Raw genomic sequence first — 12732 nt, 5'->3', positions numbered from 1 at the left:
GCGCCGCGCCTTGTCTCGCGCGGCCTGCTATCGTGTGGCAGGCCACTGCCAGGACGAATTCCATGCCATTTGCGTTCATCGAAGCCGATCCAGCCGAAGACGATCCGTTGCAGGCCGAACTGGCGCTTCTCGAACTGGCTGCGCAAGGGGAGCCGGTTGCCCAGTTGTGGGAAGCGCCGGTCTCGCTGGTGGTGCCGCGCAGTTACCTGCGATACGAGCCGTTCGAAGCGGCGCGCGCCAGCTTCGCGCGGCGCGGCTGCCCGGTCTGGTTGCGCATGTCGGGCGGCGGGCTGGTGCCGCAGGGCCCGGGCATCCTGAACCTGAGCCTTGCGTACCGCGTGGACGGGCCCCCCGGCGCGTTGAGCGAGGCGGTGTATCTACACCTGTGCGAGGTCGTCGGGCAGGCGCTGCGCCGGCTTGACGTCGAGACCCACTGGCAGGCGGTGGACGGTTCCTTCTGCGACGGCCGCTTCAACCTCGCCTGGGGCTCGCCGGGGCAGGCGCGCAAGATCGCCGGAACGGCCCAGTACTGGCGCCGCGAGCCCGCGGCCGTGCAGGCGCCGGATGGCCAGCGCCACCTGGTGCTGGCACATGCGGTGCTGCTCGTCAGCGCGGATCCGGTCGCGATCACGCAGCGTGCCAATGATTTCGAGGCCGAGGCAGGCACCGGCCGGCACTACGATGCCGACAAGGTGGTCAGCGTGCAGCAGGCCATCGGCAGCGCAGCCCCCGGCGGAACGAGGCTGATGGCGCAGGTCGTCGAGGCGCTCAGGGCCAGCGCGGCGGCCACGCCGCCGCCGCATGCCTAGTGCCTAACGCGCAGGGAGGAAGCGCAGGTCGCCGTACCAGGCGCGCGTCGTGGCGCCGGTATTGTCGGTATCCGTCAGCAGTCCATAGGCGGAGATCTTGCCGGGCGGTTCGTGGAACGCCTGTTCGTAGTCCTGCGCGATATTGCGGCGCAGGTTCTGCCACTGGCCTGCGTCGCCAGGACGGCCGGAGACCACGATCATCTGCACGCGGCCCGTGTGCGGATTGGGGATGATGCTGCCGGGCGCCGCCGAGGTCGACCAGATATACATCAGCGTCGCGTAGGGCAGGTCTTCGCCGCCGAAGCGCTTGGCCAGATCAATGCTGGCGCGGTCGCCGAAAGCGAGCTTCTCCTTGTCGCCCTCGAAGAAGAACACCAGCCGCGCGGGAGCGTCTTCCTTGCTCCCCTCATGGTTATTGGCGCCTTCTATGGGGGCTTGCGCTTTCCAGCGCCAGGCGACGACCGGCGTGCGGCCCAGGTCGATATTGCCCTCGTGCATCAGCGCCGAGGCCGCGGCGCTGGCGTCGGCCTGCAGGACAGTGGTGGCGCCATCCTTCACCAGGCTGTAGCGAGTTTCGGCCTTGCCGTGGACGACTGGCAGGTTCTTCCAGTCGGCCGGCAACGGCGCGCCGGGACGCAGGGCGGAGAACGCGATGCCGGGCTGGTCGTCCTGTGCTGGCAGCGCCGGGGTTGCGAGCAAGGTGGCACTACACAGCAGGGCGCGCAGCAGCGATCCCGTCTGCATGTGTGCGCGCCAGTTGGACGGGGTAGGCATGGCGGTATCGCTCCGGTTGCTGGGCATTGCTGAATTGTAGTGAGATGGCGCACTTTCCGTTGCGCCAGGCAATGCCGGGATGGGGTGCGAGTGGGGGCGAGGCGCGGCAGTCGCTGGCATCGCGCGGACAGGACTGGCCGCCAGGAAAACTGGCGTAGCGCTGCGCACAGCGTAAAAAAAATCGCGGCCCGCACAGGGGCCGCCAATCGGGAATGCGAGGAGGTCAGTTTCCTCAAGAGGCTTTATCGGCGCAATGGCGCGCATCGAGACCCCTCTTTGGTAGGGGCAGTGTCCTGGCTCGCGTCCCGATCATGCGATCAGGTAATTTGGGCCCGTGGGGGGAACGGTGGCGGCGCGCCGCTTCTGGACATTCGCCATCAGTTCCGCGTGGGCGGCGTCGAGCCATTCGACGCGGTGGCGGACAGGGTCGTTCGGCGAGAGGTCGCGCGCGGGAATCTCGCGCAGGAAGTAGCGCACCATGTTTCCAGCGCGCGCGGGGACCGGCATCATCCCCAGCAACTGGTGCCGGGCCAGCAGGCGCCGGCTCACCGCATGGCGCAGCCCGGCCCACGCGGTACGGCCCAGCGCAATGTACAAGGCGTCGGGGCGCATCTGCCGGATCGCGCCGAGGAAGCGGGTGTCGAACGCGGCGCTCAGCATCGGTGTTGCGAGCAGGTCTTCCAGCGTGCCGTCGAAGGCAAGCCCGCGGCGCGTGGTGGCGAACGGCAGCAAGGCCAGCGGCTGGAACTGCTCGAAGCCTTCGTTCCACAGCGCCGCAGCGTGCGGCAGTCCGACCAGTTCCGGCGCGCGGAAATGATCGAGCATGCGGATCAGGTTAGGCCGGACCAGTTGGCCCCCCAGTTCGACGCGGCGCTTGTTCTCGCGCTGAATCACGCGGGCAGGCGTGCGGGCCTGCACCAACTCCTCCGTCACCGCCGCCGCGAGCCGCACATGGGCGTGTCCGGGCGTCGTACTGACCAGCACCAGGCGGGCGCCGGAGTTGTGATGCTCGTGCGGCACGTACGTCATCGTGTATGTACCGTCCTGGCCGACCAGAATGGGCTTGGCAATCACGCCAGCAGCGCCCGTGCGCCGGATCTGGGCGCAATATTCTTCGATGTAATTCGTCAAGGTGTCCCCGCTCCACAGCGATAAAGGTGCTGCCTTTTTCTTTTTTAATCATGGTAAGACGTGCGGCTCGCTGCCTACAAAACAGCGAGCGGCGTTCTCGGCGCTCAGCACCATCAGCTTGGTGGGGCAGCGCACAAACGCGGCACATCCGGACTTCAGCGCTGGCGCCGGCCTGCTCACCTGCTACCGTACCGCGTGGTGTGGGTCAGGACGATGACGCGATCAGCTGGAGAGCGTGGTGTCGATGACAATCTCGGCCGACAATGACTTGTGCACCGGGCACTTGTTGGCCACGCGCAGCAAGTCCTCCAGGACCTTGGCGTCGAGGTCGCCGGTGACATGGACCTCGCGTTTCATCGCGTAGCGGCCGTTGCTCTCCTCATGGGTCACGGAGGCATGGATGGAGGCCACGGCATAGCCCTTGCGCTTGGCATAGAGCTGGAGCGTAAGCACGGTGCACGCCGCGAGCGCCGAATCCAGCAGGTCATGCGGGTTCGGATACTGCGGGTTGCCGCCGGCGGAGTGGTCCAGGTCGGCTTGCCAGTTCGCCTCGCCATTGCTCAGGTTGCAGAGTGTATTGCCCTGGCTCGGCTGCCACGTCGCTTGGATAGTCATCGAACTTCCTTGTCCTTATTAGGGGCCGGAGTTCGGCCCGGGAGTAACGATTCTATACAGTCATCGGCGGCAGGACCGTATTAGTGTCTAAAGCGTTACTTTTCGAGCTTCTCGAATTATTTCGCTGAATGGCTTGCCAAAGCCGGCGGGCCGCCGTAATATTCGCCCCCTCGCAACACAACGCGGCGCTGCAAAGCAGACGTAGCAAGGGTTGCGGGGTTGACCGGGTGGTTCGGCGGCGCGAAGTTAGCGCGACGAACGGAGCAAAAAAGATTGCTGGCCTGGTTGACGAAACGAAGAAAGTGCTACATAATCTCGTTTCTCTGCTGCAGACAACGCAGCGCGCTGAACGGCAAAGCCGGCAGCGAAGTTCTTTAACAACCAAACAACCGATAAGTGTGGGCGCTGGGTAGCGGACGCACGAAGTCTTCGACTTCGGAGCTTCACAAGTTATACAGTGCTCGCACAGCAAAACGTGACTGGATTTTCGGATCTGGTCAGTCAGTTTTCTGAGAGTGAGCGACCGCTCGAAAGAGCGAGGACCTTCGGGTCCACACAGAGATTGAACTGAAGAGTTTGATCCTGGCTCAGATTGAACGCTGGCGGCATGCCTTACACATGCAAGTCGAACGGCAGCACGGGCTTCGGCCTGGTGGCGAGTGGCGAACGGGTGAGTAATACATCGGAACGTGCCCTGTCGTGGGGGATAACTAGTCGAAAGATTAGCTAATACCGCATACGACCTGAGGGTGAAAGCGGGGGACCGCAAGGCCTCGCGCGATAGGAGCGGCCGATGTCTGATTAGCTAGTTGGTGGGGTAAAGGCCTACCAAGGCGACGATCAGTAGCTGGTCTGAGAGGACGATCAGCCACACTGGGACTGAGACACGGCCCAGACTCCTACGGGAGGCAGCAGTGGGGAATTTTGGACAATGGGGGCAACCCTGATCCAGCAATGCCGCGTGTGTGAAGAAGGCCTTCGGGTTGTAAAGCACTTTTGTCCGGAAAGAAAACCTCTGCCCTAATACGGCGGGGGGATGACGGTACCGGAAGAATAAGCACCGGCTAACTACGTGCCAGCAGCCGCGGTAATACGTAGGGTGCGAGCGTTAATCGGAATTACTGGGCGTAAAGCGTGCGCAGGCGGTTTGATAAGACAGGCGTGAAATCCCCGAGCTTAACTTGGGAATGGCGCTTGTGACTGTCAGGCTAGAGTATGTCAGAGGGGGGTAGAATTCCACGTGTAGCAGTGAAATGCGTAGAGATGTGGAGGAATACCGATGGCGAAGGCAGCCCCCTGGGACGTCACTGACGCTCATGCACGAAAGCGTGGGGAGCAAACAGGATTAGATACCCTGGTAGTCCACGCCCTAAACGATGTCAACTAGTTGTTGGGGATTCATTTCTTCAGTAACGTAGCTAACGCGTGAAGTTGACCGCCTGGGGAGTACGGTCGCAAGATTAAAACTCAAAGGAATTGACGGGGACCCGCACAAGCGGTGGATGATGTGGATTAATTCGATGCAACGCGAAAAACCTTACCTACCCTTGACATGCCACTAACGAAGCAGAGATGCATTAGGTGCCCGAAAGGGAAAGTGGACACAGGTGCTGCATGGCTGTCGTCAGCTCGTGTCGTGAGATGTTGGGTTAAGTCCCGCAACGAGCGCAACCCTTGTCTCTAGTTGCTACGAAAGGGCACTCTAGAGAGACTGCCGGTGACAAACCGGAGGAAGGTGGGGATGACGTCAAGTCCTCATGGCCCTTATGGGTAGGGCTTCACACGTCATACAATGGTGCGTACAGAGGGTTGCCAACCCGCGAGGGGGAGCTAATCCCAGAAAACGCATCGTAGTCCGGATCGTAGTCTGCAACTCGACTACGTGAAGCTGGAATCGCTAGTAATCGCGGATCAGCATGCCGCGGTGAATACGTTCCCGGGTCTTGTACACACCGCCCGTCACACCATGGGAGTGGGTTTTGCCAGAAGTAGTTAGCCTAACCGCAAGGAGGGCGATTACCACGGCAGGGTTCATGACTGGGGTGAAGTCGTAACAAGGTAGCCGTATCGGAAGGTGCGGCTGGATCACCTCCTTTCCAGAGGCGCGCGTTCTGCGTGTCCAGTGCCCACACTTATCGGTTTGTTTGCTGTTACAGCCAAGGGTCTGTAGCTCAGGTGGTTAGAGCACCGTCTTGATAAGGCGGGGGTCGTAGGTTCAAGTCCTACCAGACCCACCAAGTTATCCGAGGGGGGATTAGCTCAGCTGGGAGAGCACCTGCTTTGCAAGCAGGGGGTCGTCGGTTCGATCCCGTCATCCTCCACCATCGCTCTGACGAGTGAGTTGCGGAAAACCTGGAATTGGTTGTCAAAGGAAAGCATTTATTGAGTGCTTCCCTTTGGCATTGCCAAGCGATCGCGGGTCTGCCCTGCGAATCGGCTGTTCTTTAACAATATGGGATGTAGTAAAGGTGTCGCGCGAGCGTTGATGAGACGCTGCAGTAACCAACGCGATACCGGGTTGTGATTGTATCAACCAAAATGTATTTAAGTGATCGAAAGATGACTTGGAATACGGCACAAATGCGAGAACTCACCTGTAGCGACTGTCTCACTGAGACACACTCGTTATAGGGTCAAGCGAACAAGTGCATGTGGTGGATGCCTTGGCGATCACAGGCGATGAAGGACGCGGTAGCCTGCGAAAAGCTTCGGGGAGCTGGCAAACAAGCTTTGATCCGGAGATGTCCGAATGGGGAAACCCGGCCCGCATGGGTCATCCCTGGCTGAATACATAGGCCAGGGAAGCGAACGCGGCGAACTGAAACATCTAAGTAGCTGCAGGAACAGAAATCAACCGAGATTCCCAGAGTAGTGGCGAACGAAATGGGAAGAGCCTTGTACTCTTTAGCAGTGTTGTTAGCAGAACGGGATGGAAAGCCCGGCCATAGCAGGTGATAGCCCTGTATGCGAAAACAGCGTTGTGGAACTAGGTGTACGACAAGTAGGGCGGGACACGTGAAATCCTGTCTGAAGATGGGGGGACCATCCTCCAAGGCTAAATACTCGTGATCGACCGATAGTGAACCAGTACCGTGAGGGAAAGGCGAAAAGAACCCCGGGAGGGGAGTGAAATAGATCCTGAAACCGCATGCATACAAACAGTCGGAGCCTGGAAACGGGTGACGGCGTACCTTTTGTATAATGGGTCAGCGACTTACATTCAGTGGCAAGCTTAACCGATTAGGGCAGGCGTAGCGAAAGCGAGTCCGAACAGGGCGTTCAGTCGCTGGGTGTAGACCCGAAACCAGATGATCTATCCATGGCCAGGTTGAAGGTGCGGTAACACGTACTGGAGGACCGAACCCACTAACGTTGAAAAGTTAGGGGATGAGCTGTGGATAGGGGTGAAAGGCTAAACAAATCTGGAAATAGCTGGTTCTCTCCGAAAACTATTTAGGTAGTGCCTCGTGTCTCACCTTCGGGGGTAGAGCACTGTCATGGTTGGGGGGTCTATTGCTGATTACCCCGCCATAGCAAACTCCGAATACCGAAGAGTGCAATCACGGGAGACAGACATCGGGTGCTAACGTCCGGTGTCAAGAGGGAAACAACCCAGACCGCCAGCTAAGGTCCCCAAATATAGCTAAGTGGGAAACGAAGTGGGAAGGCTAAAACAGTCAGGAGGTTGGCTTAGAAGCAGCCACCCTTTAAAGAAAGCGTAATAGCTCACTGATCGAGTCGTCCTGCGCGGAAGATGTAACGGGGCTAAGCTATATACCGAAGCTGCGGACGCACAGCAATGTGCGTGGTAGGAGAGCGTTCCGTAAGCCTGTGAAGGTGTCTTGTAAAGGATGCTGGAGGTATCGGAAGTGCGAATGCTGACATGAGTAGCGATAAAGGGGGTGAAAGGCCCCCTCGCCGTAAGCCCAAGGTTTCCTACGCAACGTTCATCGGCGTAGGGTGAGTCGGCCCCTAAGGCGAGGCAGAGATGCGTAGCTGATGGGAAGCAGGTTAATATTCCTGCACCGTCGTATGATGCGATGGGGGGACGGATCGCGGAAGGTTGTCCGGGTGTTGGAAGTCCCGGTCCCTGTAGTGGAGAAGGCGCTTAGGCAAATCCGGGCGCGTAATTCAAGGCTATGGGGCGAGCGGCCTAGTGCTGCGAAGCAATTGGAAGTGGTTCCAAGAAAAGCCTCTAAGCTTCAGTCATACGAGACCGTACCGCAAACCGACACAGGTGGGCGAGATGAGTATTCTAAGGCGCTTGAGAGAACTCGGGAGAAGGAACTCGGCAAATTGGTACCGTAACTTCGGGATAAGGTACGCCCTGGTAGCTTGACTGGCCTGCGCCAGAAGGGTGAAGGGGTTGCAATAAAATGGTGGCTGCGACTGTTTAATAAAAACACAGCACTCTGCAAACACGAAAGTGGACGTATAGGGTGTGACGCCTGCCCGGTGCCGGAAGATTAAATGATGGGGTGCAAGCTCTTGATTGAAGTCCCGGTAAACGGCGGCCGTAACTATAACGGTCCTAAGGTAGCGAAATTCCTTGTCGGGTAAGTTCCGACCTGCACGAATGGCGTAACGATGGCCACACTGTCTCCTCCCGAGACTCAGCGAAGTTGAAGTGTTTGTGATGATGCAATCTCCCCGCGGCTAGACGGAAAGACCCCATGAACCTTTACTGTAGCTTTGCATTGGACTTTGAACCGATCTGTGTAGGATAGGTGGGAGGCTTTGAAGCGTGGACGCTAGTCTACGTGGAGCCGTCCTTGAAATACCACCCTGGTTTGTTTGAGGTTCTAACCTTGGCCCGTGAATCCGGGTCGGGGACAGTGCATGGTAGGCAGTTTGACTGGGGCGGTCTCCTCCCAAAGTGTAACGGAGGAGTTCGAAGGTACGCTTGGTACGGTCGGACATCGTACCTAAAGTGCAATGGCAAAAGCGTGCTTAACTGCGAGACCGACAAGTCGAGCAGGTGCGAAAGCAGGACATAGTGATCCGGTGGTTCTGAATGGAAGGGCCATCGCTCAACGGATAAAAGGTACTCTGGGGATAACAGGCTGATACCGCCCAAGAGTTCATATCGACGGCGGTGTTTGGCACCTCGATGTCGGCTCATCTCATCCTGGGGCTGTAGCCGGTCCCAAGGGTATGGCTGTTCGCCATTTAAAGAGGTACGTGAGCTGGGTTTAAAACGTCGTGAGACAGTTTGGTCCCTATCTGCCGTGGGCGTTGGAATCTTGACGGGGGCTGCTCCTAGTACGAGAGGACCGGAGTGGACGTACCGCTGGTGTACCTGTTGTCTCGCCAGAGGCATCGCAGGGTAGCTATGTACGGAAGAGATAACCGCTGAAAGCATCTAAGCGGGAAACTCGCCTGAAGATGAGGATTCCCTGGCGGCTTGACCGCCTTGAAGGGTCGTTCGAGACCAGGACGTTGATAGGCTGGGTGTGGAAGCGCAGTAATGCGTTAAGCTAACCAGTACTAATTGCCCGTAAGGCTTGATCCTATAACCAGTGTGTTTTAGCCTGGTGAGAGAATCGCCTGTGCCGTGCGTTGACAAGCACAACCCAAGACTACAGAACTACATCCCGAATTGGTGAGGTTGACCGCGTCAGCCTCACAACCCCTTATGCCTGGTGACCATAGCGAGTTGGAACCACCCCTTCCCATCCCGAACAGGTCCGTGAAACGACTCCGCGCCGATGATAGTGCGGATTACCCGTGTGAAAGTAGGTCATCGCCAGGCTCTTACAACGCAAAACCCCTCGACAGCATGTGCTGCGAGGGGTTTTTGCTTTGGCGGCTGCGTTCGTGCATGGCGAACCGGCTTAATATCGCATGATCGTGTTTTTCGAATCAGAATCTCATGGCGATTGAGCGCCCGTGGTACCTCTATCTGCTCGAATGCGCGGGCGGCTCGATCTACACCGGCATTACCACCGACGTGGCCCGCCGCTTCGCGCAGCATCAGGCCGGCAAAGGCGCGAAATACACGCGTTCGCGCAAACCGTTACGGGTACTGGGACAGATTTCATTTCCATCGAAATCCGAAGCGTTGAAAGCGGAATTGGCGACGAAGCGCATGAGTCCGGCAGAAAAGGTGGCTTTTTGCGCGACGCTGGAGCAGCACGGCTCCTGAAAGAAAAAAGGCGTACGCCGCAAGGGCGTACGCCTTTTTGCCGGTTCTGGAAGGTCAGACTACCGTCAACGTCACTTCAATATTGCCGCGCGTCGCATTCGAGTACGGGCACACCTGGTGCGCCAGCTCGACCAGCTTTTCCACGGCTTCGCGCTCGAAGCCCGGAACGGAGATCTTCAGTTCAGCCTGGATGCCAAAACCCTGAGGGATCGGACCAATTCCGACCGAGCCTTCGATTGACGTATCCGCGGGCAGCACGATCTTCTGCTGGGCAGCCACATGTCGCATGGCGCCAATAAAACAGGCTGAATAGCCGGCCGCGAACAGTTGCTCCGGATTCAGGCCATCGCCCTTGCCGCCCATTTCCTTGGGCAGGGCCAGTTTGGCATCGAGCTGGCCGTCGGACGTCACCGCGCGGCCGTCGCGGCCTCCGGTGGCGGTGGCATGGGCGGTGTACAGGACTTTTTCGAGTTTCATGGAAGCTCCAGGGTAGGGTTGCCCATCTGGGCAAGTGAGCCGCCGCTCTGATCTTCAGGCGGCTGCTCAGGGATCGTTCGCGCATGTTCCAGCGTCGACCGTAATGCATGCAGGCGCTGCGTCAGTGCCTGAATTTCAGTGATCGGACACTGTGTCGCGCAGAGCAATTTTTCCGGGATGCCGACCGCGGACTGTCGCAGCTTGCGGCCTGCATCCGTCACTGCCACCAGCACGCGGCGCTCATCGTCGGCATCCCGCCTGCGACTCACCAGCCCAGCGCCTTCCAGTCGCTTCAACAGCGGCGTCAGCGTGCCGGAGTCCAGCGCCAGGCGGCCTCCGAGTTCAGATACCGTCTGCCGCTCGTGCTCCCACAGCACCAGCATGACCAGATATTGCGGATAAGTGAGTCCGAGCTCATCCAGCATCGGCTTGTACGCCTTGGTCATCGCAAGCGATGTCGAGTAGAGAGCGAAACATAGCTGCCGGTCGAGCAGCAGCCAGTTTTCCTTGCGTTCGTTGATCGTGTCATCCATGTCGATATATTAGACGCAATTAGATTGCGCGCAAGGTAAATTTGAAATTTACGGAAAGTGACGCATTGTGGCGGCCACCGCTTTAAGGGTGTCTTAAGTCTCGCTGGTTAGTATCAAACCGTCGCGCCACCTCGCTCACCCGCACCGGCGCCCGCATATCGCTGCGAAAGGAGATTCCATGATTCGCCAGACCATTGCACGTACCGCCATTGGTTTTGCCGCGCTTGCCGCGATCGGTGGTGGCTATGCTTACCTGCAGAAGGAAGTCATCACACCGGGGTACGCCGCGTCCGCGCCTGCCACGGTAGCCACGCCGGGGCAGTCCGTCGCGGTGGCCTCGCCGATGGATTTTTCCGGCATTGTCGATCAGTACGGACCCGCCGTCGTCAACATCAGCGTGACCGCGCGCGCGCAGCGCACGGCCATGCAAGCCCCGTCCGGAATGGATCCTGACGATCCGCTGTTCCAGTTTTTCAAGCGGTTCGGCCCGCAGTTCCAGGGTCCGCAAAGCGGCCAGCAACTGGTAAAGGGCCTGGGCTCCGGTTTTATCGTCAGCCCTGACGGCCTGATCCTGACCAATGCGCACGTCGTTGACGGCGCGCAGGAGGTCACAGTGAAGCTGACCGATCGTCGCGAGTTCAAGGCCAAGGTGCTGGGCACCGACCCGCAGACCGACGTGGCGGTGATCCGCATTGATGCCAAGGACCTGCCGGTAGTCCGTCTGGGCGATCCGTCGCACGTGAGGGTTGGCGAGCCAGTGCTGGCCATCGGCTCGCCCTATGGATTCGAGAACACCGTGACCGCGGGCATTGTCAGCGCAAAATCGCGCTCGCTGCCCGACGATACCTACGTCCCATTCATCCAGACCGACGTTGCCGTGAACCCGGGCAACTCGGGCGGCCCGCTGTTCAACCAGCGTGGCGAGGTGATCGGCATCAACTCGCAGATCTATAGCCAGACCGGTGGCTACCAGGGTCTTTCGTTCGCCATTCCGATCAACGTGGCAACGAAAGTCGAGCAGCAACTGGTGGCGCATGGCAAGGTCACGCGTGGCCGGCTTGGCATCTCGGTGCAGGAAGTCAACCAGGCCCTGGCGCAGTCCTTCGGCCTGCCCAAGCCTTCCGGTGCGCTGGTCAATTCGGTCGAGGCGGACAGCCCGGCGGCCAAGGCCGGTCTCAAGCCTGGCGATGTGATCGTGCAACTCGACAATGAGGTCATCGACCATTCGGGCGACCTGCCCGAACACGTCGCGGATATCAAGCCGGGCACCGACACGTCGCTGAAGATCATCCGCAAGGGCCAGCCCATGACGCTGTCGGTGAAGGTGGGCGCCGCCAAGGAGGAGTCCGTCGCGCAGAAGGGCGGCGACAACCAGGCGGGCGGCCGGCTCGGGCTGGCCGTGCGTCAGTTGACGCCCGCCGAGAAGCGCCAAAGCGGGATCGAGGGCGGCCTCGTGGTGGAAGACGTTGCCGGTCCCGCCGCGCGCGTGGGCATCCAGCCCGGCGACGTGATCCTGTCGCTCAACGGTACGCCGATCGGTTCGGCCGACCAGTTGCGCGCGCTGGTGGCCAAGTCCGGCAAGCAGGTGGCACTGCTGGTTCAACGCGACGAAGCACGCATCTTCATTCCGCTCGACCTTGGCTGACATCCGCGCAAGCGTTTACCGACAAGGCTTCCGGGTCTTTCGGTCGCCGTATACCGGGGGTATACGGCGACGTTTACGGGCGGTATACGCACCGTATACGAACCGGGTATACCACCCGCGAAGCCTTGCCGGAAGCGGGTTTCGGCGCAAGGAAGGGCTTACAGAAAGCGCGGCAGCAGGTATGATCTCGACTGCGATGCACGAAGCATGCGGCGGCACGGCCCGCCGACCTTGGTTCCTGCTCATTCGACAGAACAAGGAAGTCTATGCAGTTGGATTTCACCCGAGCCATTACACCGGGTCCCGAGAGAGCGCGGCGCCTTGCGCCCACCGCTCAATCTGCGCCGAGCCCCCGGCGGCGCAAGAAGGAAGCGCCCCCGCACTGGGAGCGCGGTTACCGTTCGCATTTTTACCGCAACGAGCGCGGCGAGAAGCTGGGCGAGGTTCGCCTGTCCGACCGCGGCGACGTGCCGGTGGTCTATCACTGGGCGGCGGGCAACTATTCCGGCGCTGAAGGATCGCTGGTCCATGCGCGTGCGCGCGTGGAAGAGACGATCGGCTTTGGCATGCGCCAGCTTTCGCTGTTCTGAGTTCTGATTTTCC

9 protein-coding genes, 2 tRNA genes and 3 rRNA genes are annotated in these 12732 nt (G+C 59.7%); 9 read left to right on the top strand and 5 right to left on the bottom strand.

The annotated features are described in order from the left end of the window. Positions 1-62 precede the first annotated feature (62 nt). Entirely contained in the window at positions 63-809 is a 747-nt protein-coding gene (locus tag ACIGJC_RS27355) for a lipoyl protein ligase domain-containing protein (protein WP_483712625.1), read from the top strand. A gap of 3 nt (positions 810-812) precedes the next feature. Here ACIGJC_RS27355 and ACIGJC_RS27350 read toward each other — a convergent pair whose 3' ends face one another. The 3 genes from ACIGJC_RS27350 to ACIGJC_RS27340 form a co-directional block, all read right to left on the bottom strand. Next, positions 813-1583 (bottom strand): DUF3047 domain-containing protein, encoded by a 771-nt coding sequence (locus ACIGJC_RS27350; protein WP_483712623.1) that lies wholly within the window; start codon positions 1581-1583, stop codon positions 813-815. A gap of 309 nt (positions 1584-1892) precedes the next feature. Then, positions 1893-2714, bottom strand: a complete 822-nt coding sequence (locus ACIGJC_RS27345; RefSeq protein ID WP_483712622.1) for a hypothetical protein — start codon at positions 2712-2714, stop codon at positions 1893-1895. Positions 2715-2936: 222 nt separating this feature from the next. Further along, positions 2937-3329: an OsmC family protein gene (locus ACIGJC_RS27340; protein WP_483712620.1), complete on the bottom strand. Its 393-nt coding sequence runs from the start codon at positions 3327-3329 to the stop codon at positions 2937-2939. A 564-nt stretch (positions 3330-3893) separates the two neighbouring features. Here ACIGJC_RS27340 and ACIGJC_RS27335 point away from each other — a divergent pair. The 6 genes from ACIGJC_RS27335 to ACIGJC_RS27310 all read left to right on the top strand — a co-directional run bounded on the left by ACIGJC_RS27335 (position 3894) and on the right by ACIGJC_RS27310 (position 9474). Continuing rightward, a 16S ribosomal RNA gene (locus ACIGJC_RS27335) occupies positions 3894-5425 on the top strand. Positions 5426-5489: 64 nt separating this feature from the next. Then, positions 5490-5566: transfer RNA gene (locus tag ACIGJC_RS27330), tRNA-Ile, on the top strand. Between the two features lie 11 nt (positions 5567-5577). Then, a tRNA-Ala gene (locus ACIGJC_RS27325) sits at positions 5578-5653 on the top strand. A gap of 307 nt (positions 5654-5960) precedes the next feature. Continuing rightward, positions 5961-8841: ribosomal RNA gene (locus ACIGJC_RS27320) — 23S ribosomal RNA — on the top strand. 126 nt (positions 8842-8967) lie between these two features. Further along, positions 8968-9081 (top strand): 5S ribosomal RNA (gene rrf, locus ACIGJC_RS27315). Together the 16S, 23S and 5S rRNA genes with 2 tRNA genes alongside form the textbook arrangement of a ribosomal RNA operon. A 120-nt stretch (positions 9082-9201) precedes the next feature. Further along, positions 9202-9474: a GIY-YIG nuclease family protein gene (locus ACIGJC_RS27310; protein WP_483712618.1), complete on the top strand. Its 273-nt coding sequence runs from the start codon at positions 9202-9204 to the stop codon at positions 9472-9474. A 54-nt stretch (positions 9475-9528) separates the two neighbouring features. On the opposite strand, the gene ACIGJC_RS27305 is transcribed toward ACIGJC_RS27310, so the two are convergent. Together ACIGJC_RS27305 and ACIGJC_RS27300 are read right to left on the bottom strand one after the other, a co-directional pair. Next, a complete protein-coding gene (locus tag ACIGJC_RS27305) occupies positions 9529-9951 on the bottom strand; it encodes an organic hydroperoxide resistance protein (RefSeq protein ID WP_483712617.1) in 423 nt (140 codons plus the stop codon). Further along, complete coding sequence (locus ACIGJC_RS27300; protein WP_483712616.1) at positions 9948-10484, bottom strand: MarR family winged helix-turn-helix transcriptional regulator; 537 nt, start codon at positions 10482-10484, stop codon at positions 9948-9950. The genes ACIGJC_RS27305 and ACIGJC_RS27300 overlap by 4 nt, the downstream gene beginning before the upstream one ends. Positions 10485-10662: 178 nt before the next feature. Between ACIGJC_RS27300 and ACIGJC_RS27295 the strand changes: the two genes are divergently transcribed. Both ACIGJC_RS27295 and ACIGJC_RS27290 read left to right on the top strand, forming a co-directional pair. Beyond that, positions 10663-12129 (top strand): DegQ family serine endoprotease, encoded by a 1467-nt coding sequence (locus ACIGJC_RS27295; protein ID WP_483712614.1) that lies wholly within the window; start codon positions 10663-10665, stop codon positions 12127-12129. A gap of 266 nt (positions 12130-12395) precedes the next feature. Further along, positions 12396-12719: a hypothetical protein gene (locus ACIGJC_RS27290; protein ID WP_483712613.1), complete on the top strand. Its 324-nt coding sequence runs from the start codon at positions 12396-12398 to the stop codon at positions 12717-12719. Positions 12720-12732 lie beyond the last annotated feature (13 nt).

This window comes from Cupriavidus sp. C3SS-1 (assembly GCF_057073755.1).
Note: the sequence above shows the minus strand (reverse complement) of the source record. Positions and strands in the feature narration are given on the sequence as shown.